At 71.2% G+C, this 23,543-nt stretch carries 28 protein-coding genes; 11 read left to right on the top strand and 17 right to left on the bottom strand.

Features of this window, described 5'->3' with window-relative positions; translation table 11 throughout:
* Positions 1-39: 39 nt before the first annotated feature.
* Entirely contained in the window at positions 40-219 is a 180-nt protein-coding gene (locus ACWCQ1_RS41630) for a DUF6104 family protein (RefSeq protein ID WP_023586593.1), read from the top strand.
* A 746-nt stretch (positions 220-965) separates the two neighbouring features.
* Here the strand turns inward: ACWCQ1_RS41630 and ACWCQ1_RS41625 are convergent.
* On the bottom strand, positions 966-1,925 hold the full coding sequence (locus ACWCQ1_RS41625) for a hypothetical protein (protein WP_451028796.1): 960 nt from the start codon (positions 1,923-1,925) through the stop codon (positions 966-968).
* Between the two features lie 169 nt (positions 1,926-2,094).
* Between ACWCQ1_RS41625 and ACWCQ1_RS41620 the strand changes: the two genes are divergently transcribed.
* Positions 2,095-3,123, top strand: coding sequence for a DUF4097 family beta strand repeat-containing protein (locus ACWCQ1_RS41620; RefSeq protein ID WP_451028795.1), 1,029 nt, complete (start codon positions 2,095-2,097; stop codon positions 3,121-3,123).
* A 1-nt stretch (position 3,124) separates the two neighbouring features.
* Positions 3,125-4,183 carry a PadR family transcriptional regulator gene (locus ACWCQ1_RS41615; RefSeq protein WP_133044597.1) on the top strand — a complete coding sequence of 353 codons (1,059 nt, stop codon included), beginning with the start codon at positions 3,125-3,127 and terminating at the stop codon, positions 4,181-4,183.
* Positions 4,184-4,352: 169 nt separating this feature from the next.
* Here ACWCQ1_RS41615 and ACWCQ1_RS41610 read toward each other — a convergent pair whose 3' ends face one another.
* From ACWCQ1_RS41610 to ACWCQ1_RS41595, 4 genes are all read right to left on the bottom strand, one after another.
* Positions 4,353-4,925, bottom strand: a complete 573-nt coding sequence (locus tag ACWCQ1_RS41610; protein WP_358594034.1) for a Clp protease N-terminal domain-containing protein — start codon at positions 4,923-4,925, stop codon at positions 4,353-4,355.
* Positions 4,925-5,134, bottom strand: coding sequence for a helix-turn-helix domain-containing protein (locus tag ACWCQ1_RS41605; protein WP_016437953.1), 210 nt, complete (start codon positions 5,132-5,134; stop codon positions 4,925-4,927). The genes ACWCQ1_RS41610 and ACWCQ1_RS41605 overlap by 1 nt, the downstream gene beginning before the upstream one ends.
* 106 nt (positions 5,135-5,240) lie before the next feature.
* Positions 5,241-6,206, bottom strand: a complete 966-nt coding sequence (locus tag ACWCQ1_RS41600; protein ID WP_133044595.1) for a zinc-binding dehydrogenase — start codon at positions 6,204-6,206, stop codon at positions 5,241-5,243.
* 171 nt (positions 6,207-6,377) lie between these two features.
* A complete protein-coding gene (locus tag ACWCQ1_RS41595; RefSeq protein ID WP_133044594.1) occupies positions 6,378-7,601 on the bottom strand; it encodes an NAD(P)-dependent malic enzyme in 1,224 nt (407 codons plus the stop codon).
* 570 nt (positions 7,602-8,171) lie between these two features.
* Between ACWCQ1_RS41595 and ACWCQ1_RS41590 the strand changes: the two genes are divergently transcribed.
* Genes ACWCQ1_RS41590 through ACWCQ1_RS41580 form a run of 3 tightly spaced genes read left to right on the top strand, consistent with a single transcriptional unit; the run spans position 8,172 to position 10,908 of the window.
* Positions 8,172-9,137, top strand: coding sequence for an ABC transporter substrate-binding protein (locus ACWCQ1_RS41590; RefSeq protein ID WP_208781567.1), 966 nt, complete (start codon positions 8,172-8,174; stop codon positions 9,135-9,137).
* A gap of 32 nt (positions 9,138-9,169) precedes the next feature.
* Complete coding sequence (locus ACWCQ1_RS41585) at positions 9,170-10,105, top strand: amino acid ABC transporter permease (RefSeq protein ID WP_133044592.1); 936 nt, start codon at positions 9,170-9,172, stop codon at positions 10,103-10,105.
* 50 nt (positions 10,106-10,155) lie between these two features.
* Entirely contained in the window at positions 10,156-10,908 is a 753-nt protein-coding gene (locus tag ACWCQ1_RS41580; RefSeq protein ID WP_165954883.1) for an amino acid ABC transporter ATP-binding protein, read from the top strand.
* A 70-nt stretch (positions 10,909-10,978) separates the two neighbouring features.
* Here the strand turns inward: ACWCQ1_RS41580 and ACWCQ1_RS41575 are convergent, their stop codons facing one another.
* Entirely contained in the window at positions 10,979-11,752 is a 774-nt protein-coding gene (locus tag ACWCQ1_RS41575; protein ID WP_451028794.1) for a class I SAM-dependent methyltransferase, read from the bottom strand.
* Between the two features lie 113 nt (positions 11,753-11,865).
* On the opposite strand from ACWCQ1_RS41575, the gene ACWCQ1_RS41570 reads away from it, so the two are divergent.
* Positions 11,866-12,495, top strand: coding sequence for a CGNR zinc finger domain-containing protein (locus tag ACWCQ1_RS41570; protein ID WP_133044589.1), 630 nt, complete (start codon positions 11,866-11,868; stop codon positions 12,493-12,495).
* Here ACWCQ1_RS41570 and sodX read toward each other — a convergent pair.
* A complete protein-coding gene (sodX, locus tag ACWCQ1_RS41565) occupies positions 12,399-12,830 on the bottom strand; it encodes a nickel-type superoxide dismutase maturation protease (RefSeq protein ID WP_133044588.1) in 432 nt (143 codons plus the stop codon). The genes ACWCQ1_RS41570 and sodX overlap by 97 nt on opposite strands.
* A gap of 145 nt (positions 12,831-12,975) precedes the next feature.
* Here sodX and sodN point away from each other — a divergent pair, with 145 nt between their 5' ends.
* Complete coding sequence (sodN, locus tag ACWCQ1_RS41560) at positions 12,976-13,371, top strand: superoxide dismutase, Ni (RefSeq protein ID WP_004983535.1); 396 nt, start codon at positions 12,976-12,978, stop codon at positions 13,369-13,371.
* A gap of 103 nt (positions 13,372-13,474) precedes the next feature.
* Here sodN and ppk2 read toward each other — a convergent pair whose 3' ends face one another.
* The 3 genes from ppk2 to ACWCQ1_RS41545 are packed head-to-tail and all read right to left on the bottom strand — an operon-like array spanning position 13,475 to position 15,816.
* Positions 13,475-14,374: a polyphosphate kinase 2 gene (gene ppk2, locus ACWCQ1_RS41555; protein ID WP_133044587.1), complete on the bottom strand. Its 900-nt coding sequence runs from the start codon at positions 14,372-14,374 to the stop codon at positions 13,475-13,477.
* A 37-nt stretch (positions 14,375-14,411) separates the two neighbouring features.
* A complete protein-coding gene (locus tag ACWCQ1_RS41550) occupies positions 14,412-14,645 on the bottom strand; it encodes a hypothetical protein (RefSeq protein WP_133044586.1) in 234 nt (77 codons plus the stop codon).
* Between the two features lie 16 nt (positions 14,646-14,661).
* A complete protein-coding gene (locus ACWCQ1_RS41545; RefSeq protein ID WP_358594042.1) occupies positions 14,662-15,816 on the bottom strand; it encodes an inorganic phosphate transporter in 1,155 nt (384 codons plus the stop codon).
* A gap of 102 nt (positions 15,817-15,918) precedes the next feature.
* Between ACWCQ1_RS41545 and ACWCQ1_RS41540 the strand changes: the two genes are divergently transcribed.
* Genes ACWCQ1_RS41540 through ACWCQ1_RS41530 form a run of 3 tightly spaced genes read left to right on the top strand, consistent with a single transcriptional unit; the run spans position 15,919 to position 17,495 of the window.
* Positions 15,919-16,323: a helix-turn-helix domain-containing protein gene (locus tag ACWCQ1_RS41540; protein ID WP_133044584.1), complete on the top strand. Its 405-nt coding sequence runs from the start codon at positions 15,919-15,921 to the stop codon at positions 16,321-16,323.
* 15 nt (positions 16,324-16,338) lie between these two features.
* Positions 16,339-16,752 (top strand): VOC family protein, encoded by a 414-nt coding sequence (locus ACWCQ1_RS41535; RefSeq protein ID WP_133044583.1) that lies wholly within the window; start codon positions 16,339-16,341, stop codon positions 16,750-16,752.
* Positions 16,749-17,495, top strand: a complete 747-nt coding sequence (locus tag ACWCQ1_RS41530; protein ID WP_358594044.1) for a VOC family protein — start codon at positions 16,749-16,751, stop codon at positions 17,493-17,495. Before ACWCQ1_RS41535 ends, ACWCQ1_RS41530 begins: the two co-directional genes overlap by 4 nt.
* Here the strand turns inward: ACWCQ1_RS41530 and ACWCQ1_RS41525 are convergent.
* The 7 genes from ACWCQ1_RS41525 to ACWCQ1_RS41495 form a co-directional block, all read right to left on the bottom strand.
* The gene (locus ACWCQ1_RS41525; protein WP_308286625.1) at positions 17,492-17,734 is read right to left on the bottom strand and encodes a hypothetical protein; all 243 of its coding nucleotides are present in this window, start codon (positions 17,732-17,734) and stop codon (positions 17,492-17,494) included. The two genes, ACWCQ1_RS41530 and ACWCQ1_RS41525, sit on opposite strands and share 4 nt — an antisense overlap.
* Positions 17,731-18,045, bottom strand: a complete 315-nt coding sequence (locus tag ACWCQ1_RS41520; protein ID WP_358594046.1) for a DUF952 domain-containing protein — start codon at positions 18,043-18,045, stop codon at positions 17,731-17,733. The genes ACWCQ1_RS41525 and ACWCQ1_RS41520 overlap by 4 nt, the downstream gene beginning before the upstream one ends.
* A gap of 10 nt (positions 18,046-18,055) precedes the next feature.
* A complete protein-coding gene (locus tag ACWCQ1_RS41515) occupies positions 18,056-19,261 on the bottom strand; it encodes an RNA polymerase sigma factor (protein WP_358594048.1) in 1,206 nt (401 codons plus the stop codon).
* A gap of 6 nt (positions 19,262-19,267) precedes the next feature.
* Positions 19,268-19,681 (bottom strand): YciI family protein, encoded by a 414-nt coding sequence (locus ACWCQ1_RS41510; protein ID WP_133044580.1) that lies wholly within the window; start codon positions 19,679-19,681, stop codon positions 19,268-19,270.
* A 410-nt stretch (positions 19,682-20,091) separates the two neighbouring features.
* The gene (locus ACWCQ1_RS41505) at positions 20,092-20,694 is read right to left on the bottom strand and encodes a GNAT family N-acetyltransferase (RefSeq protein WP_133044578.1); all 603 of its coding nucleotides are present in this window, start codon (positions 20,692-20,694) and stop codon (positions 20,092-20,094) included.
* Between the two features lie 189 nt (positions 20,695-20,883).
* Positions 20,884-21,981: a family 2 encapsulin nanocompartment cargo protein polyprenyl transferase gene (locus ACWCQ1_RS41500; protein ID WP_358594051.1), complete on the bottom strand. Its 1,098-nt coding sequence runs from the start codon at positions 21,979-21,981 to the stop codon at positions 20,884-20,886.
* 113 nt (positions 21,982-22,094) lie between these two features.
* Positions 22,095-23,501, bottom strand: coding sequence for a family 2B encapsulin nanocompartment shell protein (locus tag ACWCQ1_RS41495; RefSeq protein ID WP_358594053.1), 1,407 nt, complete (start codon positions 23,499-23,501; stop codon positions 22,095-22,097).
* Between the last annotated feature and the right edge of the window lie 42 nt (positions 23,502-23,543).

Here is a 23,543-nt window from a genome sequence, read left to right as displayed (position 1 = left end):
GTGCGGCCCCGCCGTTTGGGCGCCTCTATCCTTGGCAGCATGTACTTCACGGACCGAGGCATCGAAGAACTGGAGAAGCGGCGCGGCGAGGAGGAGGTCACCTTCGAGTGGCTCGCCGAGCAGCTGCGAACGTTCGTCGACCTGAACCCGGACTTCGAGGTACCGGTGGAACGCCTGGCCACGTGGCTGGCCCGCCTCGACGACGAGGACGAGGAGTAGCTGTGGGGTGGGGGGTTGTTGACGGGGTGACGGAGCTTGACCGCGGGTCGCGGGGTGGCTGACCGGGGACGGCGCTTGGCCGCGGGTCGCGGGGGGCGTTGGCGGGTGGCTGCGGGGCGCGGGGGGCATTGGCTGGGGACGGCGCTTGTCCGCGGGTCGCGGGCTAGTCGACGGGGGCGGCCGGTCGCCTGTGGGTGCGGAACGTGTTGACGGGGACGATCGGACGCCGTCGAGCGCACGGTTTGCGGGCGAGGACGACCGGCAGCCCCCCAGGGGCCTGGCTGGTGAGCGAGGGCGACCGGCAGCCGCCAGGCACACGGCACGTGAGCCAGGACCACCGGCTTGTGAGCGGGGGCGCACGGCAGCCGCCAGGCACACGGCTCGTGAGCCAAGACGACCGGCAGCCGCCAAGCACACGGCTCGTGAGCCAAGACGACCGGCTCGTGAGCAAGGCGCACGGCAGCCGCCAAGCACACGGCTCGTGAGCGAGGGCGCACGACAGCCCCCGTGCGCACGGCTCGTGAGCCAGGACGACCGCCAGCCGCCAGGCACACGGCTCCCAAGCCAAGACGACCGGCAACCGCCGGGTGCGGCTCTCGTGCCCGAGGACGACTGTGGGTCGCGGTGCTCGTGGACGACGACGTGTGCTGGCGGACGCGGGGCTGCTGAGCGAGGGCGACGGGTAGCCGGGCCTGCCCTGGGTGCGGTGCCGCCTCGCAGCGCGCGCTCGTGGTCTCCCTGGGACCTCAGTCCCACGGCCACACGGTCGTGTACAGCAGCCCCAGCGCCCCGTGCGCCAGCAACAGCGCACCCGCTGCGATCCAGCCGCCGTTGCGGCGCCGTAGGCCCCAGGCCGTGAGCGGGATGCCTGCCGCCACCTGAGCAAGGGCCAGGGCGCGGGGGCGGGGCACGCCAGGCAGGCCGGGCCAGGCCAGGCGAGGGGCCGGGCGGCCACCCTCGGTCGCCTCGGGGCGCGTGCCGGTCGCCTCATTGGTCGCCACCGAGCGCGCCTCTGTCGCCTCTGGGTGCGCGTCGATCGCCTCGGTCGCCGCCGAGCGCGCGTCGATCACATCCGAGCGCGCTTCGGGCGCCTCGTGCGGCCCCGGCCAGTCGACCGGGCGGGTGTCCGAGCGGGCGCGGGCCGCCTCGCGCAGGCGGTCCGCGGGTTCGCCGGGTGCCATCCCCTCTGGCAACGACACTCCCGCGCGCGTCAGGACAGCGAGCAGGGCGCGCAACCGGGCCCGGGCGTCGGCGACCCGGTCGGGCTTGGTGAGGTGGTCCAGCGCCTGGACGTCCAGGACCGGATCCAGGCCCAGGCGGCCGGCGAAGGTCCGCATCGCCTCGTCCTCGCCGGCCGGCGTGCCGTTGGCGAGCCAGACGTAACCGACGGGGCGGCGGAAGCCGGACGCAAGGATGTAACCGGCCCGGTCGGCGTCCCACCACAGGGCGAGCACGGGCCAGGGCGCGCTCACGGCGAGGGCGGTGACCCAGCCGGTCAGCACACGGTCGACGGGTTCCCCTCCGTTCAGCCAGGGCGTGCCCTCGGGGACCAGGACGCTCCAGTCGTCACCGGCCCGAGCGAGCAGCATGTGCTCGTGGAGGAGCTGGGCCGCGGGGACGACGGACTCCGGCCGGGCGCGGCACAGCAGGAGAGCGCCGGGCGCGGACACGGCGGCCGAACCGGTGCGGAAGGCTTCCGTCGACATGGTCACACGCTAGAGCGGTTCGACCCTTCGGTCCTGTTGTGAGCCAGCCCGCCGCCCTGTCGCCGTGCCGCCCCGTCCCCCGAAAGGGTGTCTTGACTTTCCGTGCCCGCGATATATCGTGAATAGCAGAAGACGCGATATGGCGCGTTGGGACGGGGAGGTCCGCATCATGTCCGAGTGGTCCGTCGGGGAGCCGAGGAAGCTCACGTTCGACAAGCCCGTGAGGGAGCTGCACGTACGCATCGTCAACGGAACGGTGAACGTGGTGGGCACGGACGAAGGTTCCGCACGCCTGGAGGTCTCCCAGATCGAGGGACCGCCCCTGGTGGTAACCCAGCAGGGCGGCACCCTCACCGTCGCCTACGAGGACCTCCCCTGGAAGGGCTTCCTCAAGTGGCTCGACCGCAAGGGCTGGCGGCGCAGCGCCGTCGTCTCCCTCGCCGTGCCGGCCGACACCCGCGTGGAGGTGGGCGTGGTCGGCGCCGCGGCCGTGGTCTCCGGCATCGAGGGACGCACCGAGGTCAAGGGCGTCACCGGCGACACCACGCTCGTGCGGCTCACCGGCCCGGTGCGCGCCGACACCGTCTCGGGGAATCTCGAGGCGCAGGCCCTGCGCGGCGACCTCCGCTTCAACTCCGTCTCGGGCGATCTGACCGTGGTGGAGGCGGGCTCCTCGGTCAAGGCGGACTCGGTGAGCGGCTCGATGATCGTCGACCTGGACCCCACGAGCCGGCCGACCGACATCACCCTGGCGAACGTCTCGGGCGAGATCGCCATCCGGCTGCCGCACCCGGCGGACGCCGAGGTGGAGGCGAACACCGCGAGCGGCTCGGTCTCCAACGCCTTCGAGGACCTGCGGGTCAGCGGCCAGTGGGGCGCCAAGCGGATCACCGGCCGGCTCGGCGCGGGCAACGGCAGGCTGAAGGCCACGACCGTCTCCGGCTCGATCGCCCTGCTGCGCCGGCCGCCGGTCGAGGAGGAGCCGTGGGACGTGGAGCCGGAGGACATCGGCCCGCTGGTCGAGGACACGCCACCGAAAGCCGACCCCGGGAGCTCCGACGCGAGCGGCCGGACCGGCCCGGCGGACACCCCCGAGGCCGGAGGACACAGCGACTCGGGGGACAATTCCGCTTCCGGCCAGGGTGACGGCGCGAGCGACGCCCCGGCCGACGGCACGACCGACAAGAAGGTGCTCTGACATGCCCCCCGTCTTCGCCCATGGCCGCCTGCGTCTCTACCTGCTGAAGCTGCTGGACGAGGCCCCGCGCCACGGTTACGAGGTGATCCGTCTCCTCGAGGAGCGGTTCCAGGGGCTGTACGCACCGTCGGCCGGCACCGTCTACCCCCGCCTCGCCAAGCTGGAGGCCGAGGGCCTGGTCACCCACACCACCGAGGGCGGCCGCAAGGTGTACGCCATCACGGACGCCGGTCGCGCCGAACTGGCCGACCGAAGCGGTGAGTTGGCCGACCTGGAGCTGGAGATCCGGGAGTCGGTGGCCGAGCTCGCCGCCGAGATCCAGGCCGATGTGCGCGGCGCCGCGGGCGATCTGCGGCGCGAGATGCGCGCGGCGGCCTCGGAGGCCCGCGGCGGTCCCGGCGGCAGGGGGCGCGGCCGGCACGACGGTCCGCTGGGGGACTTCGCCGAGTACTCCGACAAGGAGTCCTGGCAGGCCGCCAAGGAGGAGATGCGGCGGGTCAAGCAGGAGTGGAAGGAGCAGGCCCGGCGCGCCAAGGACGAGAGCCGGCGGGCGCGCGAGGAGGCCCAGCGGGCCCGGCGTCAGGCCAAGGAGGCACAGGATCGGGCCCGGGCGCAGGCGCAGGAGGAGGTGCAGCGCATCGCCAAGCGGGTGCAGGACCAGGTGCAGGACCACTTCGCGCGGGGTGACTGGCCGGCCGGGGTGCGTGAGGGACTGACCGAACTGGCCAAGGAGTTCGGCGACTTCGGGATGAACTTCGGCAAGGAGTTCGGCAAGGACCTGGGCTTCGGACGGGCCGGCACCGGCACCTCCGCGCCGCGCCCGGAGTACTCGTACACGCCCGAGGACTTCCCCGCCGAGTACGAGCCGGCCTGGGCGCACGATGACGGCACCGGGGAGCCGGCCCGCGACCTCGACCGTCTGCTCGACCGTTTCCGGGACGACATTCGTGACGCCGCCCGCGACCACGGCGTCACGGACGACCAGCTCCGCGACGCCCGCCGCCATCTGTCCACGGCGGCGGCGCACATCGGGGCGATACTGCGCTCGCCGAGAAGCTGAGATCCGACGGACCGCTTCCCTCGGGTGGGGCCGGCTTCACCCGCACTACCAGAGGAAGCGGGCCCCTTGCCGCCAGGCCCTTTGCCGCCGGACGCCGGACCTCGGGAACCGGGCGTCGGACACCGGGCGTCGGACGTCCGGCGAGCGGGAGGCTTGACCGGCGCCCAGTTCAGCCGGCCTTCGCCTCGCCGGGCCCCCCGTGGAGGATCCGGGTCAGCGCCTCGTACGTCACCCCGTGGTCGGCGAGGACCTCGGCGGGGACGCCGGGCAGCAGGGTCAGCGACAGCAGGAGGTGTTCATCGCCGATGTGCCGGTCGCCGCGGGCGACGGCCGAACGCAGGGCGCGTTCCAGGACCTGTTTGGCGCCCCGCCCGAAGGTGCGGCGTCCTTGCGACCACCAGCCCCTGTCCCCGCGGTCGCCGGACATCGCCCCTATGCCGTGCACCTCCTCGACCCGGGCGACGATCTCCGACACGTCGATGCCCAGCCCGGCGAGCGCGTCGGACTCGGCCCGGGACAGGCCCGCCCGCCGACGCGCCTCGGTCACCGCGCGCCGCACCGACTCCCTGCGCTCACCGTCCAACCCGAGCGAGGTGAGCGCGAACGAGCCCCTGCTGCCCTCCCTGTCGAGCAGCGCGAGCAGCAGATGGTCGGGGTCGACGGTCCGTGCCCCCGTCCGTTCCGCGTGCTCGGCCGCGTTCTGCACCACCTCGCGGGCGTCCCTCGTGAACCGCTCGAACATCAATGCCTCCCGTACTTCTTGTGCACGGCCTGCCTGCTGACTCCGAGTTCCGCGGCGATCTCCTGCCACGACCAGCCCTGGTTGCGCGCACTGCGCACCTGCACCGCCTCCAACTGCTCCAGCAGCCTGCGCAGGGCGGCGACGGCGCGCAGTCCGACCCGTGGATCGCGGTCGCCGGCGCGCTCGGCGAGATCCGTTGCTTCGGTCATGATGTCAACTTACGTTGACAGTACGGCACACGTCAACCCCGGTTGACAAACGCCGACGGCCGGCCCGATTCGGGCCGGCCGTCGGCTGACGAAACGACAGAGACCGTCAGTCGTTGGTGAGCACGATCTTTCCGAACTGCTCGCCGGACTCCATCCGCTCGAAGCCCTCCCGGGCCCGGTCCATCGGCAGCACCTCGTCGATGACGGGGCGCACGCCCGTGGCGGCGCAGAAGGAGAGCAGGTCCTCCAGCTCGTCCTTGGTGCCCATCGTCGAGCCGACGACCTTGAGTTCGAGGAAGAAGATGCGGGTCAGTTCGGCGTGCGAGGGCCGGTCGCCGCTCGTGGCGCCGGAGATGACGAGCGTGCCGCCGGGACGCAGAGACTTGACCGAGTGCGACCAGGTGGCGGCACCGACGGTCTCGATGACGGCGTCCACGCGCTGCGGCAGCCGGGCCCCCGACTCCACCGCCTCCACGGCCCCCAGCTCCACGGCCCGCTTCCGCTTGGCCTCGTCCCGGCTGGTCGCGAACACCCGCAGCCCCGCGGCCTTGCCGAGCACGATCGCGGCGGTCGCGACACCGCCGCCGGCGCCCTGCACGAGGACCGAGTCACCGGGCCGTACACCGGCGTTGGTGAAGAGCATGCGGTAGGCCGTCAGCCAGGCCGTCGGCAGGCACGCGGCCTCCGCGAAGGAGAGCTCCTTGGGCTTGGGCAGGACGTTCCACGTGGGCACGGCGGTCTGCTCGGCGAAGGTGCCCTGGTAGCGCTCGGTGAGGATGGAGCGGGGCTCCCTGGGGCCGACCCCGTGCCCGCTCTGGCCGATCACGGAGTGCAGGACGACCTCGTTGCCGTCCTCGTCGACGCCGGCGGCGTCGCAGCCGAGGATCATCGGCAGCCGGTCCTCCGGGAGGCCGACGCCCCGAAGCGACCAGAGGTCGTGATGGTTGAGGGAGGCGGCCTTGACGTTGACGGTGCTCCAGCCGGGCCGGGCCTCGGGAGCCGGACGCTCCCCCAGTTCAAGGCCGTTGAGCGGCTGGTCGCGGTCGATTCGGGCGGCGTAGACGGCGAACATGACCTTGACGATAGGCGTCGACCCGAACCGACGGAACCGTGCGGCCCTGTGACACACGCCCTCTTGCCAGGAACGCCGTCGGCGCCATCCGCCATCACCCGACCGGGCGTGCACGTGGGTAAAGAAATGGCCCCGCCCGAACGGGCGAGGCCATTCAGGGCCGACGACGCGTCAGCGGCGGGCGACGCCCTCCGCGCGGGCCGCGGCGGCCACCGCGGCCGTGACCGCCGGGGCCACCCGCTCGTCGAACGGCGACGGGATGACGTAGTCGGCGGCGAGATCGTCCCCCACCACGCCCGCCAGCGCCTCGGCAGCGGCGATCTTCATCCCCTCGGTGATCCGGGAGGCCCGCACCTGCAGCGCGCCCGCGAAGATCCCCGGGAAGGCCAGCACGTTGTTGATCTGGTTCGGGAAGTCGGACCGCCCGGTCGCCACCACGGCCGCGTACTTGTGCGCGACGTCGGGGTGCACCTCGGGGTTGGGGTTGGCCATGGCGAAGACGAACGCGCCCTCGGCCATCGAGGCGACGGCCTCCTCCGCGACCGTACCGCCGGAGACGCCGATGAAGACGTCCGCGCCCTCCAGAGCCGCCTCCAGCGACCCGGTGAGACCGGCCTTGTTGGTGAAGGAGGCGAGCTCGCGCTTGACGTCCGTCAGGTCGTCCCGGTCCGCCGAGACGACACCCTTGCGGTCGGCCACGGCGACATCGCCGATACCGGCCTCGACGAGCATCTTGGCGATGGCGACACCCGCCGCGCCGGCACCGGAGATGACGGCCCGCAGGTCCGCGAGGCCCTTCCCGGTGAGCCGGGCCGCGTTGCGCAGGGCCGCCAGCGTCACGACCGCCGTGCCGTGCTGGTCGTCGTGGAAGACCGGGATGTCGACCCGCTCCTGGAGCTTGCGTTCGATCTCGAAGCACCGGGGTGCCGAGATGTCCTCCAGGTTGACCCCGCCGAAGGACGGAGCGAGACGCACGACGGTCTCGATGATCTCGTCGACGTCGGTGGTGTCCAGCGCGATCGGCACGGCGTCCACGCCGCCGAACTGCTTGAACAGGATCGCCTTGCCCTCCATCACCGGGAGGGAGGCCTCGGGGCCGATGTCCCCGAGTCCGAGCACGGCCGTACCGTCGGTGACGACGGCCACCACGGACGACTTCCATGTGTAATCGTGGACCAGTTCCGGCTTCTCCGCGATCGCGGTGCACACGCGCGCGACGCCGGGTGTGTACGCGAGGGACAGGTCGTCCTTGTCCCGGACGGGCACGGTGGCCTGCACGGCCATCTTGCCGCCACGGTGCAGCGCGAACGCCGGATCGAAGGAATCGAGGGGCTCGGCCCCGCCGTCCTGGTCCGTACTGCTGTCGCTGCGAGGATTGACGATCTCCGCTGCCACTTTGTTTTACCCCTTAAATCTTCATTGGTTTGAGGGTGGCCACTCCTGGTGAGAAGTGGGCGGGACCGCGCATGCCCCGATCTGTTGATGCGTACGGGTCATACGCGACGGGCGCGCCGCACACGCGCCTCGAGCCCCGGATGAGGGGTGTAAAGAACCTTCTTACCGGACGACCGCGTCGAGGACGAGTCCATTAAGTGCAAGGTCACACTCCGGGCACCGAAGGTCACGCGCAGGCGAAGAGAATCGTCACGAATTGTGCCTACACGTCCTCGACGATCGCCTGACCGGCGGTGGAGCAGTGATCAACGCCTCGCGGCCCTGTTCCGCATCCCGAGACACGCCGGAGATCCTCCGGCCGGAATGAGGGATTCCCGCAGATGGTCCTGCCATGTTGTCCTGACCTGGTGCGGTTCGGGGGTCACCCGTTATCCGATTTTGACATCATCGGCCCCCTGAACGGCTCCGTCCGAATGGCAGGATGCGGTAAACCCACGAGGTCGCGACACCCGAAGGTGTGTGTTCTCGTCGACCCATCGGCAACTCCACCCATCGCCGGAGGAACCCAAGATGACCGCAAGCTCCACCCGTCGTACGACCGCCGCGCACCACCGTCTGGCCGCGGTCGGTGCGATCGCGGTCGCAGGCGCCCTGATTCTCACCGGCTGCGGTGACCAGACCAAGAACAAGGACAAGGGCGGCAGCAGCAACAGCGCACAGGCGAGCTCCGCCCCGCTGGCGAGCAAGCTTCCCGCGTCGATCCGCGACAAGGGCGTCATCCGTGTCGGCTCGGACATCGCCTACGCGCCAGTCGAGTTCAAGGACAGCTCCGGCAACGTCGTCGGTCTCGACCCGGACCTGGCGGCCGCCATGGGCAAGCAGCTGGGCGTGAAGTTCGAATTCCAGAACGGCACGTTCGACGCCCTGCTCACCGGTATCCGTTCCAACCGGTACGACATCGCGATGTCCGCGATGACGGACAACAAGAACCGGCAGGAGGGTGTCGACCCCGACACGGGCAAGAAGGTCGGCGAGGGCGTCGACTTCGTCGACTACCTGACCGCCGGTGTGTCGATCTACACCCGCAAGGGCGACACCAAGGGCATCGCCTCCTGGTCCGACCTGTGCGGCAAGAAGCTCGCCGTCGAGCGCGGCACCGTCTCCGAGGACCTGGCCAAGGCCGAGGCGAAGAAGTGTCCGAGCGGCAAGAAGCTCACCATCGAGCCCTTCGACGACGACCAGCAGTCCCAGACCCGCCTGCGCTCGGGCGGCGCGGACGCGGCCTCCTCCGACTTCCCGGTCGCCGCGTACGCGGTGAAGACCTCCGGCGGCGGCAAGGACTTCCAGATCGTCGGGGACCAGGTCGAGGCGGCTCCGTACGGCATCGCGGTCGGCAAGGGCAACACCCAGCTGCGGGACGCGCTGCAGGCCGCGATGAACGCGGTGATCAAGAGCGGCGAGTACGAGAAGATTCTCGCCAAGTGGGGCGCGCAGGACGGCGCCGTCAAGGAGTCCGTGATCAACGGCGGCAAGTGATCGCGCCCAGCGGGCACTGAGAGGCAACACCCGTGACTTCTGACATCGACAGGACGGCCGGGCCGAAGGGCTCGCCGTCAGCCGGACCGGAGGCCATCAAGGCCATCCCGGTCCGGCACTACGGGCGGTACGTGACCGCCGTCATCGCGATCGCGATCCTCGTCGCGATCATCTACGCGTTCAGCCAGGGCAAGATCAACTGGCACGCGGTACCGGACTACTTCTTCGACCACCGCATCCTCACCGGCGTCTACAAGACCCTCCTGCTGACGGTCCTGTCGATGGTGATCGGCATCGTCGGCGGCATCATCCTCGCCGTCATGCGGCTGTCGAAGAACCCGGTGACCTCGTCGATCGCCTGGTTCTACATCTGGTTCTTCCGCGGCACCCCGGTCCTGGTCCAGCTGTTCCTCTGGTTCAACCTGGGCCTGGTTTTCGAGTACGTCAACCTCGGGCCGATCTACAAGAACTACTGGTCCGACTTCATGACGCCGTTGCTGACGGCGCTGCTCGGCCTCGGTCTCAACGAGGCCGCGTACATGGCGGAGATCTGCCGCGCCGGTCTGCTCGCCGTCGACGAGGGCCAGAGCGAGGCGGCCCACGCGCTGGGCATGAGCTACGGCAAGACGCTGCGCCGGATCGTGATCCCGCAGGCGATGCGCGTGATCGTGCCGCCGACGGGCAACGAGGTCATCAACATGCTGAAGACGACCTCGCTCGTGGCGGCCGTCCAGTATCCGGAGCTGTTCCGCTACGCCCAGGACATCGGCCAGAACTCCGGTGCCCCGGTGGAGATGTACTTCCTCGCCGCGGCCTGGTACCTGATCATGACGTCCGTGCTCAGCGTGGGCCAGTACTACATCGAGCGGTACTACGCGCGCGGTTCGAGCCGCGCCCTGCCGCCGACCCCGTGGCAGAAGGTCAGGGCGCACCTGACGACCTTCTCGAGCAGGAAGGTCACGGCATGACCGACAAGCCGAGCACCACGGACGCCGTCCCCCGCGACGGGTCCACCGCGATGGTCAAGGCCGAGGGCGTGCACAAGAGCTTCGGCCCGCTCGAGGTCCTCAAGGGCATCGACCTGGAGGTGCGCTCAGGCGAGGTGTTCTGCCTCATCGGCCCCTCCGGCTCCGGCAAGTCGACCTTCCTGCGCTGCATCAACCACCTGGAGAAGATCAACGCGGGCCGGCTGTACGTCGACGGGGAGCTGGTCGGCTACCGCCAGCAGGGCGACAAGCTGTACGAGCTGCGGGACCGCGAGGTGGCCCTCAAGCGCCGGGACATCGGCATGGTCTTCCAGCGCTTCAACCTGTTCCCGCACATGACCGCGCTGGAGAACGTCATCGAGGCGCCGGTCCAGGTCAAGAAGCAGAACAAGGCGGAGGCCCGGGAGCGCGCCCGGCAGCTGCTGGACCGGGTGGGCCTGGCCGACAAGGCGGACAGCTACCCCTCGCAGCTCTCCGGCGGCCAGCAGCAGCGTGTCGCGATCGCCCGGGCGCTCGCGATGGACCCGAAGCTGATGCTCTTCGACGAGCCCACCTCGGCCCTCGACCCGGAGCTGGTCGGTGACGTCCTCGACGTCATGCGCGACCTCGCCGAGTCGGGTATGACGATGGTCGTCGTCACCCACGAGATGGGCTTCGCCCGCGAGGTCGGCGACAGCCTCGTCTTCATGGACGGCGGCGTGGTGGTCGAGTCCGGCCACCCCCGCGAGGTCCTGACGAACCCTCAGCACGAACGGACGCAGTCGTTCCTGTCCAAGGTGCTCTGAGGGTCCTTCCGGCGGTACGACGGCTGAGGGGCGGTACGGAACTCCCGTACCGCCCCTTCCCGTTGGCCGGCTACTTCAGGGCCAGCAGCAGCGTGTCCGAGGGGGACGCCCACACCGCGCGGGCCTCGGCGAAGCCCTGCTCGCGCAGCACCCGCGCGTGCCAGGCCGCCGGCGGCATCTCGCCGTCCGCGTGGGCGCCGTAGATCTCGAAGCGGCGGGCCGTGGGGGCGGCGAGGACCGGGTCCTTGGCGGCCAGGGCCCACCACTCGGCCCAGTCGAGGGCGCCGTCGCGCATCGCCCGCTCCATGCGGGCGCGGCTGTGGGTGGCCTCGGTCGCGTTGATCCGGGGCGTGGTGTCGTCGGGCATGTGGTCGGCGTTCATGAACACGCCGCCGTGGCGGACGAGTCCGGCGATCCGGCCGTACAGGACCGTCAAGGGGTCGCTGCGCAGCCAGTGCAGGGCGGTGGCGGTGAGCACCGCGTCGTAGGTGTCGTACGGCAGCCGCTCCGGCCAGCGCGGGTCCTGGAGGTCGGCCTCGACGAGGGTGACGCGGTCGTCGCCCTCGAAGGTGCCGCGGGCGATGGTGAGCAGGGCCGGGTCGAGGTCGACGCCGGTGCTGGTGGCGTTCGGGAAGCGGTCGAGCAGGCGGGCGGTGATGCTGCCGGTGCCGCAGGCCAGGTCGAGGACGCGCGGCTCGCGGCCGACGAAGGCCTCGACCATGTCCAGCATGGTCCTGAAGCGCTCCTCGCGGTCCGGCATGTACCACTCCTGCTGCCGGTCCCAGCTCTGCTGCCAGGCCTGCCAGTCGGTGCCCGTCGTACCGGTTCCGGTCGTGGTGGTCATGGAGTCCCCTTCTCCGTTCAGCCGCGGAACGCCCGCCGCGTAATACCCTGGGAGCGTAGGCAGCCGTTACTTATCCCGCCCATGACCATAGAGCGCCTCGGTAAGGACTACAAGTGGAACTGGCCTATTACTCGGACTACGCCGTACGCCTCGTGAACACCGAGGAGCCGGCCCGGGGCAAGGACTCCCTGACCTCCATCGATGCGGTCCGCGACCTCTTCGGCGCCAACCAGTCGGCGGCCCGGCGGGCCACCGACGCCGACGTCACCCGCTTCCGTTCGGTCCGGGCGCGGCTGCGGTCGGTGTTCGAGGCGGCGGACAAGGGCGACGAGACGCTGGCGGTGGACCTGCTGAACTCCCTGTTGCTGGAGTTCCCGGTGAGCCCGCAGATCTCCGGGCACGACCACCGCGACGACGACGGCCGCCCGCTGTGGCACATGCACCTGGCGGACCACCCCTCCAACGCGACCGCGGGGTACGCGGCGATCGCGGCGATGGGGCTGGCGTTCCATCTCACCGAGTACGGCGTGGACCGGCTGGGCCTGTGCGAGGCGTCGCCGTGCCGCAACGCCTACCTGGACACCTCCACCAACCGCTCCCGGCGCTACTGCTCGGACCGGTGCGCCACCCGGGCGAACGTGGCGGCCTACCGCGCCCGCAAGCGCCTGGAGGCGGACCGGTCGGACAGGACGGGCCTCGCGGCCGACCACGCCCAGCGCACGAGCGCGAACGGCGAGCGCTGAGGGGGCAGCGGGCGGTAGCGGAAGCGCGCCTTGGCCAGCACCAGCTCCTCCGGGACGGTGCCGTAGTCCGTGCTGTCGCCGCCCGCGTAGGCGTTGTCGCCGAGCACCCACCACCCGCCCTCGCGGCGCTCGGCGGCCCGCTTGACGACGAGCAGGTCCTGCTGGAAGGGGTGTCGCAGGACCACCACGTCGCCGGGGCGGATCCTGGCTCCGTACTGGACCACGAGGCGGTCCCCGTGGTGCAGCGTGGGCACCATCGACGGGCCGGTCACCTCGGCCACCCCGAAGGGCAGCAGCGGCCTTCCGCGCTCGATGTCCTGCGACAGCTCCGGCATCCCCGGCACCTCCCCTGTCCGTTCCTCCACCAGTCTCAGTCTGACCCCGGACTTTTGTCCTAAGCCCCGGGGGGCACTCGCCAAATCGCCTTCTCCAAGGAGTAATGTCGCACCTGAGAAGACGATCACGAGGAAGGAACGCTTCATGCTTTCCCGCCTGTTTGCCCCCAAGGTCAAGGTCAGCGCGCACTGCGACCTGCCCTGCGGTGTGTACGACCCGGCCCAGGCCCGCATCGAGGCGGAGTCCGTGAAGGCCGTCCAGGAAAAGATGGCCGGCAACGACGACCCGCACTTCCAGGCGCGTGCCACCGTCATCAAGGAGCAGCGTGCCGAGCTCGCGAAGCACCACGTCTCGGTGCTCTGGAGCGACTACTTCAAGCCCCCGCACTTCGAGAAGTACCCGGAGCTGCACCAGCTGGTCAACGACACCCTGAAGGCCCTGTCGGCCGCCAAGGCGTCCACCGACCCGGCCACCGGCCAGAAGGCCCTCGACTACATCGCCCAGATCGACAAGATCTTCTGGGAGACCAAGAAGGCCTGACCCAGGGCCTGTTCGCCAGGGCCGGCGATCGGTGCACCATCGCAGGCCCACGGGCACCCCGAAGGGGCCCGGCCGGAGATCCGGCCGGGCCCCTTCGCCGTCGCTAGCGGTCGTGGTCGTCCTCGCCCGCCTCCAGCAGGCCCGCCGCCGCGCCCACGATGCGCGGGTCGGGGCTGCCGACGACCTCCTCGTCCTTGTCGGAGTAGTCGAAGCGGGCCAGCACGCTGCGCATCGCCTCGACCCGGGCGCGCTTCTTGTCGTTGCTCTTCACCACGGTCCAGGGCGCGTGTTCGGTGTCCGTCTCCCGGAACATGGCGACCTTCGCCGCGGTGTAGTCGTCCCAGCGGTCCAGGGACGCCAGGTCCATGGGGCTGAGCTTCCACTGCCGTACGGGGTCGACCTGACGGATCGTGAAGCGGGTGCGCTGCTCGCTCTGCGAGACGGAGAACCAGAACTTCACCAGGTCGATGCCGTCGTCCACCAGCATCCGCTCGAACAAGGGGGCCTGGCGCATGAAGCGCCGGTAGTCGTCGTCCGAGCAGAAGCCCATCACCCGTTCCACACCGGCCCGGTTGTACCAGGACCGGTCGAAGAGGACGATCTCCCCGGCCGTGGGCAGGTGTTCGACGTAGCGCTGGAAGTACCACTGGCCGCTCTCGCGCTCCGTGGGCTTCTCCAGTGCCACCACCCTCGCCCCACGCGGGTTGAGATGCTCGGTGAACCGTTTGATCGTGCCGCCCTTGCCGGCCGCGTCCCGTCCCTCGAAGACGATGACGAGCCGGCGGCCGGTCTCCTTGACCCAGCTCTGCAGCTTCAGCAGTTCGATCTGCTGCAGCCGCTTGTGCCACTCGTACTCCTTGCGCTCCATGCGCTGTGCGTACGGGTAGTTCTCCCGCCAGGTGTCGATGGGCGAGCCGTCCGGGCGGATCAGCACGGGGTCGTCGGGGTCGGTGTAGTCGACCTTCAGGTCGGCCTGTTCGGCCAGCAGGGGCGGGGTGGTCATCCGGTCCTCCTCGGCGTCCGGTGGTGTTCTCGGCGGCTCAGTGGAACTGCGGCACGATCAGATAGATGCCGTAGACCACCACGGCCGCGCAGGCGAGGAAGCACAGCCCGGCCTGGGCCATGCCGACGGCCGACGTGCCGCCGCCCTCCTCGCGGGCGCCCTCGTGGCGGGCGAGGCCGAGCACACCGAGGGCGAAGACGACGACCACGGCGACGGTGACACCGATGCTCACCCCGGTCACCTTGCCGAGCGCGTTCCAGTCCAGGTCCATCGAAGCTCTCCCTGCCTCAGGCGGCCGTGCCGACGGTGGCCGGCGGCTCGGTGCGGATGGCCACCTCGTGGTGGTCGTTGACGTTGTTCGCGTGCACCGGGTTGCGGCGCGAGAGCAGGACGATCCCGCCGGCGAGCGCGGCACCGACCAGCGCGACGACGACCGTGCCGAAGTTGCCGCCGTGCTTGACGGCGCTCGCCGAGAGACCGCCGACGAGGGCGGCGGCAGGCAGCGTGATCAGCCATGCGGCCACCATGCGGCCGGCGACGCCCCAACGCACCTCCGCCAGCCGCCTGCCCAGACCGGCGCCGAGGATGCTGCCGGAGGCCACCTGCGTGGTGGACAGGGCGAAGCCGAGGTGGGCGGAGGTGAGGATGACGGTCGTGGAGGCCGTCTCGGCGGCGAAGCCCTGCGGGGACTGGATCTCCGTCAGGCCCTTGCCCATGGTGCGGATGATCCGCCAGCCGCCGATGTAGGTGCCGAGGCCGATGGCGAGACCGGCCGAGGCGATCACCCACACCGGCGGGCCGGCGTCGTGGCCGAGGGCGCCGGCGGAGATCAGGGTCAGGGTGATGACGCCCATCGTCTTCTGCGCGTCGTTGGTGCCGTGCGCGAGGGAGACGAGGGAGGCGGAGGCGATCTGGCCGAGCCGGAAGCCCTTGGTCACGGAGTCCTTGCGGCCGCGGGCGGTGAGCTTGTAGGCGAGGTAGGTGGCGATCAGGGCGGCGACGCCCGCCACGACCGGCGAGGCGACGGCCGGGATGAGGATCTTCTCGACAACCTTGTCGAAGTGCACGCCGTGGGAGCCGGCGCCGACCCACACGGCCCCGATCAGCCCGCCGAACAGGGCGTGCGAGGAGCTGGAGGGCAACCCCACCAGCCAGGTCAGCAGGTTCCACAGGATCGCCCCGACCAGCCCCGCGAAGATCATCCCGGGACTGACGAGGCTGTCGTCGACGATGCCGCCGGAGATCGTCTTGGCGACCTCCGTGGACAGGAAGGCTCCCACGATGTTGAGGACCCCGCTCACCAGCACCGCCACTTTCGGCTTGAGCGCGCCGGTCGCGATGGAGGTGGCCATCGCGTTCGCGGTGTCGTGGAATCCGTTGGTGAAGTCGAAGGCCAGGGCCGTGACGATGACGACCGCCACGAGGAACGTGATGTGGTCCATGTCTCCATGGGAGCAAGGGCTTTCGTACAGCAGACGAACTCAAGGCAAAGCGCGCTCCAGGTACAGGCGCCCGACCGGTGAGGATCGTGCGATGCTGACGTGGTGAACCGTGAGGACCTGGTACGTCTGCGCAAGGCCCGCGACCGCATGGACCGCGAGTACGCCGAACCCCTCGACGTGCCCGCCCTCGCCCGCACCGCCCTGATGTCGCCCGGCCACTTCCAGCGGCTGTTCCGCGAGGCCTACGGCGAGACCCCCTACAGCTACCTCATGACCCGCCGGGTCGAACGCGCCAAGACCCTGCTGCGCCGGGGCGACCTCACGGTCACGGAGGTCTGCTTCGCGGTCGGCTGCACCTCCCTCGGCTCCTTCAGCTCCCGTTTCACGGAGCTGGTGGGCGAGTCGCCGAGCGCCTACCGGGCCCGCTCGCACGAGGAGAGCGCGGAGATCCCACCGTGTGTCGCACGCGTGTACACCCGCCCGACCAGGACATATGGGCCGTACTGACCTTAGGTTGGAAGCATGGACCTCAAACTCAACACCTGTTTCATCGCGGTCGACGATCACGACAAGGCGATGGAGTTCTACTGCGACGTCCTGGGCCTGGAGGTCCGCAACGACGTCAAGTACGAGGGCATGCGCTGGGTGACCGTCGGGTCGCCGCTGCAGCCGGACGTGTCGATCGTGCTGGAGCCGCCGGCGGCGAACCCCGACCTCTCCCCCGCCGACCGGGACGCGATGGAGCAGCTGCTGGCCAAGGGCGTGCTGCGCGGGGTCAACTTCACCACCGAGGACTGCGACGCGCTCTTCGCCCGTGTCCAGGAATCCGGTGCCGAGGTGATCCAGGAACCGATGGACATGCCGTACGGGGTGCGCGACTGCGCGTTCCGGGACCCGGCGGGCAATATGCTGCGGTTCATGGAGCGCAAGGGGTGAGCGGACGGGTCCGGTGGACGTACGCCTTCATCGACCGCCCGGCCGGGGCCTTCGCCCCCGCATGCGCCTTCTGGACGGCCGTCACGGGTACACGGCTGTCGGAACTCCGGGGTGACGACAAGGAGTTCACCACCCTCCTGCCCGACGGGGCCGACCCCTGCGTGAAGGCGCAGGCGGTCGCCTCGGGGCCGGGCGGCGCCCATCTGGACTTCCCCGTGGAGGATGTACGGGACTTCATGGGCGCGGCGCTGCGGCTGGGGGCGGAGTTGGTCGCCGATCACGGCACCTGGTCCGTACTGCGCTCGCCCGCCGGGCAGTTGTTCTGCACCATGCCCTGGAGCGGTGAGTCGATCCGTCCGCCGGTCGTGCGCGGCAGCCGCCTCGATCAGGTGTGCGTGGACCTCGCGCCGTCCGCGTACGACGCCGAAGTCGCCTTCTGGAGCGCCCTGTTGGCGGACTGGGAGTCCGTACCCGGCTCACGCCCCGAGTTCCACGTGGTCAAGCCGCCGCCCGGCCTGCCGGTCCGGATCCTCCTCCAGCGGCTCGGCGAGGAACGCCCGACCACCGCCCACCTGGACCTGGCCTGCGCCGACATCGATGCGGCGCGCGCCGAACACGAGCGTCTGGGCGCGGCGTTCGTCGCGCACGGCTCCGGCTGGACGGTGATGCGCGACCCGGCGGGCGGGGTGTACTGCCTGACGGGCCGCGATCCGGAGACGGGCGGACTGCCGGCCGTGTCCTAGCGCGTGCGGATGAAGCACAGGACGGCCGCGTGGCCCTCGGCGTCGGGTGTGGGGGTCGGGCACTGGCTGCGCCATCCCTCCGGAAGCGACGGTGTCGGGCTGCTCCGCTCCCACCCCGCCGACGGCGCGGGTTCCTCGGACTCCCGCAGCCACAGCGTGAGGCCGCCCCCGACGACGACCGCGCCCAGCCACAACGCCACGGCCCAGCGCCACACTCTCCGCCGTGCTAAGCCGCTCACGTCCACGGCTCCACGGCCACCACGGCGTCCACCGGGAGCGGTCCGTACACGTGCGGGAACTCCTCGCCGCCGGGCTCGGGGGCCTCGTACGTCACGGGTATGCCGAGCCGCTCCGGGTCCACGACCAGGACCACCAGGTCGTCCAGACCGTCGTAGAAGCGGGCGGTGCCCGGGAGTTGGGCGCGCGTGGAGAAGTGGATGAAGCCCTCCTCCTGAAGGGTCCGGCCGCGCGTCGAGATCTCGTACGTGCCCTTGGCGCGGGCGGCTTCCCACAGGGAGCGTTCGGTGAGGTGCAGGATGTGGTCGGTCATGGGGATCACGCTACGGCCTCAGCCGTGCGGCCCGCCCCTGCAGATAACGCTGCTCGGGAAGGCTCAGGGTGGCCGCGGCGGCCGATTCGTAGGCGGCCCGGGCCCCGTCGTACGCGCCGGCCCGCTCCAGGAGGTGCCCGCGCACGGCGTCCAGGCGGTGGCCCAACCCCGGCTCCAGCAGGGCGAGTTCCGCGAGGCCCGCCTCGGGCCCGTCGACCATCGCGAGGGCGACGGCGCGGTTGAGGCGTTCGACGGGGCCCGGAACCTGGCGGACCAGCACCTCGTACAGCCCGAGGATCTCCCGCCAGTCGGTGGCCCGCGCGGACGGCGCCTCGTCGTGCACGGCGGCGATGGCGGCCCGGAGCTCGTAGGGGCCCGCCGGTCCCCGGGAAAGCGCCCGCGTCACCAGCGCCACGCCCTCCTCGATCGCCGCCTTGTCCCAGCGGTCGCGGTCCTGCTCGTCGAGCGGGATCAGCTCGCCGTGCGGTCCGGTACGGGCGTCGCGGCGGGCGTCGGTGAGCAGCATCAGCGCCAGCAGGCCGGCCACCTCGCCGTCGTCGGGCAGGAGCCGGTGGACGGTGCGGGTCAGCCGGATCGCCTCGCCGGCCAGGTCTCGGCGCTGCAGGCTGGTGCCGGACGTGGCGGTGTAGCCCTCGTTGAAGATCAGGTACAGGGTGTGCAGCACGGCGGGCAGCCGCTTCGCCCAGTTCTCCGGCCGCCCGAACCGCACGCCCCGCACCTTCTGCTTGGCCCGGCTGATCCGCTGGGCCATGGTCGCCTCCGGCACGAGATACGCGCGGGCGATCTCCGCCGTCGTGAGGCCGCCGACCGCGCGCAGGGTGAGCGCGATCTGGGCGGGCGGGGTCAGGTCCGGGTGGCAGCACAGGAAGAGCAGGCTGAGGGTGTCGTCCTCTCGGGGCGCGCGGTCCGGGCCGGTCGCCAGGGGCGCGGTCAGCGCCGCCGCCCGTTCCTCCCGTGCCCGCCGCGCCTCCTCCGAGCGCAGGGCGTCCGTCAGCCGCCGCGATGCCACCTTGATGAGCCAGCCGCGCGGGTTGTCCGGAATCCCCGCCGAAGGCCACTGCCCGGCCGCGGCGAGCAGCGCCTCCTGTACGGCGTCCTCGGCGGCGGCGAAGTGGCCGTACCGTCTGACCAGCGCGCCGAGGACCTGCGGCGCGTGCAGCCGCAGCAGGTCCTCGGTCTCGGCGGTGGGACGCACGGCGGCTCAGACGTCCGCGGAACCGCTGTCGATGGGCCGGATCACCACGGGGTACCTGCGGGCCCCGGCGGGCTGGGGGCACTCGAGGACGCGCTCGGCGATCTCGGTGACCCGCTCCAGGCTCGCGCAGTCGAGGACCCAGTAGCCGGCCAGCAGCTCCTTGGTCTCGCCGTAGGGCCCGTCCGTGATCACCGGCTTCCCGTCGTCGCCCGGGCCGACCAGCCGGGTCCTCGCCGGCTCGACCAGACCCTGTCCGTCGATCAGCTCGCCGGTCTCGGCGAGGTCGTCGTTGAGGGCGCCCATGAAGGCGTACATCGCCTGGACGTCCTCCTGGCTCCAGGCCGGGGAGGTGGCGTTGGCCTTGCCGCGCATGCCCTCGTAGTCCGCCTGCGTGCACTGCACCATGACCAGGTACTTCATGACTTGGCTCCTTCGGCTCGGGCCGCCCGTGGGGGGCGGCTCTCACGGGGGACGTCGGAGCCGGGCCGGACTTCTCGACACGGGGCCGGATGATTTTTTACGGGTTTCCCTGTCCGGTCGGTGCATAGCCTGTACGCGGTCTTCAGGACTCCTCTGCAGGCGGCCGCTCCCGCTCCCCGTCCCGCTCGCCGCTCCGGGGAACGTACGCCTCGCACTCGGCATTGCGGCACGGGCCCGGTCCCCAGACCGGGACCCAGGCGCCGAGTGTCTTGTGGCGCCTGACCACCGTCTCCACAGGCTGCCCGCACCGGGGACAGACGTGTTCCGAGCCGTCCATGCCCTCAGATTAGGCCGCTCACCGCTTGCGCGCGCAGGTACGGACCCGGGCGGACCGGTGTTCGTGCCCGGGCTCAGGCGGGACGGGGTTCGCGCCACATCGGCCACATGTGGGGGCCGTCGGGGAGGGCGAGGGGTTCGCCTGCGGGTTCGAAGCCGAGGCGTTCGTACAGGGCACGGCTGCGGTCGCTGCTGGCCTCCAGGTAGGCGGGCAGGCCCTCGCGGTCGCAGCGGTCGAGGACGTGCTGGATCAGGGCCGAGCCGAGGCCCTCGCCCTGCCGCTTCGGGGTGACGCCGATCATCCACAGATATTCGTGGGCGCGGCCCGTGGGGTGGATGTCCTGGGTGAGCCGGCCGATCAGCTCGACGCGCTGGTTGTCCGGGTCGACGGCGGCACGGAGTTGGGCGGGGCCGTCCTCGTCGGAGTCGTCGGCGTGCGGATCGGCGGGCATCGACAGCCAGAGCGCGCAGGCGGCGGCGTCCTCGGTGAGGTCGACGCGGCCCTCGGCGAGGACCAGATCGGTGAAGGCGGCCATCAGCCCGGGGTGCCGCGCACGGCGGTGCTCCGCGCCGGGGAAGACCCAGTTGCTGACCGGATCGTCCTGGAACGCCTCGTCCAGCAGCCGTACGACCGTCTCACGATCGTCCGCGCCCGCCGCCCGGATCACCACACCCATGTGCCGTCCCCTCGCCTCAACCGACCTCGAACGTACGGGGGTTGAGCCTATCCGGAACGTACGAAGCGGCGGGGCCCGCACACCGTGGGGATGTGCGGGACCCGCCTCCGCCGGAGCCTCGGCGGCCGCGCGGGGTCAGGAGCCGCGCGGTCGCCCCGGTGGGCTCCGGGGCCTGGGTGGGCGCCGGGTTCAGCTGCTGCGCCGGGTCACGAACTCCGCCAGCGCGAGCAGTCCGCCCGCCGCGTCCGGATCGGGGATCGCGCGGGACAGTTCCTGCACCGCGCGGGCCATCCGGTCGGCCGCCTGGACCTGCGCCCAGTCCCGGCCACCGGCCCGCTCGACGGCGAGCACGGTCCGCTCCAGGTCCTCCTTCTCGTACGGCGCCTCGTACAGCCCGGCCAGTTCGGCCGCCGCCGGGGTGCCCGCGGTGAGCGCGGCGACCACCGGGAGGGACTTCTTGCGGGCGGCGAGATCGGCGCCGGCCGGCTTGCCGGTACGGCTCGGGTCGCCCCATATGCCGATCACGTCGTCGATGAGCTGGAAGGCGAGCCCGGCCTGCCGGCCGAACGCGTCCATCGCCTCGACGTCCTCCTGTGCCGCCCCGGCGTACAGCGCGCCCAGTGCGCAGGCGCACCCCAGCAGCGCGCCCGTCTTGGCCTCGGCCATGGTCAGCACCTCCTCCAGGGTGACCTCGCCGGGGTGGCGCCGCTCCATCGCCGTGTCCGCGTGCTGCCCGGCGCACAGCTGAACGACACAGGCCGCGAGCCGGGCCGCGGCCGCCCCGGATGCCGGGTGCGGGTCCTCGGCGAGCAGCCCGAGGGCCAGCGCCTGCAGGGCGTCACCGGCGAGGATCGCGTCGGCGTCGCCGAACACGGTCCAGGCGGTGGGCCGGTGACGGCGGGTGGTGTCGCGGTCCATCACGTCGTCGTGCAGCAGCGTGAAGTTGTGCACCAGTTCCACCGCCGCGGCCGCCCGCACCGCCGCCGTGTCCGACCCCCCTCCGCCGAGCGCGGCGGCCGCCGTGAGCACGAGGGCGGGGCGTATCGCCTTGCCCGCGTTGCCCGCCGCCGGTGTCCCGTCGGCGTGCTCCCAGCCGAAGTGGTAGAGCGCGATCCGCCGCAGGGAGCCCGGCAGGGAGTCGACGGCGCCGCGCAGGGCGGGGTCGACGGCCGCCCGGGCGCGCTCCAGGATCGCCGTCGCCTCGGCCCCGTCGAACCCTCCCCCGCCCTCGCGGCCCTCCCTCCGCCGGGCGGGGTGCCGCCTCGCCTTCGTCAGGAACTCGGCCATGGGGTCCCCCTCGGTCAGTCCGCGGACGGTGGCGCTTCCGCTCGGGCCGGTCGCGTACGACCGGGATCTACCCCGGCCGGGCTGCGGGGACACGGCTCCCGGGTGGAGAAACGTCACCTCCAGCGGCCGATCTCGATGTTCTCCAGGACCCCGAGCGCGTCCGGCACCAGGACCGCGGCCGAGTAGTACGCCGTGACGAGGTACTTGATGATCGCCTGTTCGTTGATGCCCATGAACCGGACGGACAGGCTCGGCTCGATCTCGTCCGGGATGCCCGCCTGCTGCAGCCCGATCACGCCCTGCTCGGCCTCGCCGGTGCGCATGGCGATGATCGAGGACGTACGGGCCTCGGTGACCGGGATCTTGTTGCAGGGGTAGATCGGCACGCCCCGCCAGGTCGGGATGCGGTTGCCGGCCACCTCGATGGTCTCGGGGACGAGCCCGCGCTTGTTCAGCTCGCGGCCGATCGCGGAGATCGCGCGCGGGTGGGCGAGCAGCAGCTTGGTGCCGCGCCGCCGGCTGAGCAGCTCGTCCAGGTCGTCGGGGCTGGGCACACCGTCGTGCGGCTGGAGCCGCTGGTCGTACTCGCAGTTGTGCAGCAGGCCGAACTCGCGGTTGTTGATCAGCTCGTGCTCCTGGCGCTCCTTCAACGCCTCGACGGTGAGCCGCAGTTGCTGCTCGGTCTGGTTCATCGGCTGGTTGTAGAGGTCGGCGACGCGCGAGTGGATGCGCAGCACGGTCTGGGCGATGCTCAGTTCGTACTCGCGGGGCCTCGCCTCGTAGTCGACGAAGGTGTGCGGGATGTCCGGTTCGCCGCTGTGGCCGGCGGCGAGGTCGACGGCCTTCTCGCCGTACTTGTTGGTGTGCTGCTCGGGGATCGAGCGCACGTGCTGGAGGTGCTCGCGCAGGGAGTCGGAGCGCTCCGCGACCTGTTCGACGTCCTGCCGGGAGAGGGTCAGCACCGTGCACGCGGTGGCCGTGCGGACCGTGCACTCCCAGATGGCGTCCGGGCTGAGCAGTGCCGCGTCGCCGAAGTAGGCGCCGTCGGCGAGCACACCGAGGACCGCGTCGTCGCCGTAGGGGCCCGTGCCCACCTTCTCCACCCTGCCGTGCGCCAGCAGATGGACCTCGTCGGCCGCGCCGCCGAAGGAGGCGATCACCGAGCCCGGCGCGAACTCCTGCTGCCGGCAGCGCTGGGCCAGCTCCGAGAGGACCTCGTCGTCCTCGTAGTCACGCAGCGCGGGCAGTTCGCCCAGCTCCGCCGGGATGACCTCCACCCGGTCGCCGGTCTTCACGAACGTGATGCGGCCGTCCCCCACCGCGTACGTCAGGCGCCGGTTCACCCGGTACGTGCCGCCCTGGACGTTGACCCAGGGGAGCATGCGCAGCAGCCAGCGGGAGCTGATCTCCTGCATCTGGGGCGCGGACTTGGTCGTGGTGGCCAGGTTCCGCGCGGCGGCCGTGGCGAGACTCTGCTGCGGCTTGCCCTGTTCCGAACGGACCTCTTCGCCTACCGACATATGAGAATTGCCCTCCCGGTCATGCGGCGGCACGGTCGGAGC

The sequence above is a fragment of the Streptomyces sp. NPDC002144 genome, from assembly GCF_053593695.1.
This window is presented reverse-complemented; position numbering and strand designations above follow the sequence as displayed.

Excerpts from the sequence above, each read along its gene's own strand:
- ACWCQ1_RS41630 (WP_023586593.1), top strand. The coding sequence starts at position 40 with ATGTACTTCACGGACCGAGGCATCGAAGAACTGGAGAAGCGGCGCGGC.
- ACWCQ1_RS41625 (WP_451028796.1), bottom strand. The coding sequence starts at position 1,925 with ATGTCGACGGAAGCCTTCCGCACCGGTTCGGCCGCCGTGTCCGCGCCC.
- ACWCQ1_RS41620 (WP_451028795.1), top strand. The coding sequence starts at position 2,095 with ATGTCCGAGTGGTCCGTCGGGGAGCCGAGGAAGCTCACGTTCGACAAG.
- ACWCQ1_RS41615 (WP_133044597.1), top strand. The coding sequence starts at position 3,125 with ATGCCCCCCGTCTTCGCCCATGGCCGCCTGCGTCTCTACCTGCTGAAG.
- ACWCQ1_RS41610 (WP_358594034.1), bottom strand. The coding sequence starts at position 4,925 with ATGTTCGAGCGGTTCACGAGGGACGCCCGCGAGGTGGTGCAGAACGCG.
- ACWCQ1_RS41605 (WP_016437953.1), bottom strand. The coding sequence starts at position 5,134 with ATGACCGAAGCAACGGATCTCGCCGAGCGCGCCGGCGACCGCGATCCA.
- ACWCQ1_RS41600 (WP_133044595.1), bottom strand. The coding sequence starts at position 6,206 with ATGTTCGCCGTCTACGCCGCCCGAATCGACCGCGACCAGCCGCTCAAC.
- ACWCQ1_RS41590 (WP_208781567.1), top strand. The coding sequence starts at position 8,172 with ATGACCGCAAGCTCCACCCGTCGTACGACCGCCGCGCACCACCGTCTG.
- ACWCQ1_RS41580 (WP_165954883.1), top strand. The coding sequence starts at position 10,156 with ATGGTCAAGGCCGAGGGCGTGCACAAGAGCTTCGGCCCGCTCGAGGTC.
- ACWCQ1_RS41575 (WP_451028794.1), bottom strand. The coding sequence starts at position 11,752 with ATGACCACCACGACCGGAACCGGTACGACGGGCACCGACTGGCAGGCC.
- sodX (WP_133044588.1), bottom strand. The coding sequence starts at position 12,830 with ATGCCGGAGCTGTCGCAGGACATCGAGCGCGGAAGGCCGCTGCTGCCC.
- sodN (WP_004983535.1), top strand. The coding sequence starts at position 12,976 with ATGCTTTCCCGCCTGTTTGCCCCCAAGGTCAAGGTCAGCGCGCACTGC.
- ppk2 (WP_133044587.1), bottom strand. The coding sequence starts at position 14,374 with ATGACCACCCCGCCCCTGCTGGCCGAACAGGCCGACCTGAAGGTCGAC.
- ACWCQ1_RS41550 (WP_133044586.1), bottom strand. The coding sequence starts at position 14,645 with ATGGACCTGGACTGGAACGCGCTCGGCAAGGTGACCGGGGTGAGCATC.
- ACWCQ1_RS41545 (WP_358594042.1), bottom strand. The coding sequence starts at position 15,816 with ATGGACCACATCACGTTCCTCGTGGCGGTCGTCATCGTCACGGCCCTG.
- ACWCQ1_RS41535 (WP_133044583.1), top strand. The coding sequence starts at position 16,339 with ATGGACCTCAAACTCAACACCTGTTTCATCGCGGTCGACGATCACGAC.
- ACWCQ1_RS41520 (WP_358594046.1), bottom strand. The coding sequence starts at position 18,045 with ATGACCGACCACATCCTGCACCTCACCGAACGCTCCCTGTGGGAAGCC.
- ACWCQ1_RS41510 (WP_133044580.1), bottom strand. The coding sequence starts at position 19,681 with ATGAAGTACCTGGTCATGGTGCAGTGCACGCAGGCGGACTACGAGGGC.
- ACWCQ1_RS41505 (WP_133044578.1), bottom strand. The coding sequence starts at position 20,694 with ATGGGTGTGGTGATCCGGGCGGCGGGCGCGGACGATCGTGAGACGGTC.
- ACWCQ1_RS41500 (WP_358594051.1), bottom strand. The coding sequence starts at position 21,981 with ATGGCCGAGTTCCTGACGAAGGCGAGGCGGCACCCCGCCCGGCGGAGG.
- ACWCQ1_RS41495 (WP_358594053.1), bottom strand. The coding sequence starts at position 23,501 with ATGTCGGTAGGCGAAGAGGTCCGTTCGGAACAGGGCAAGCCGCAGCAG.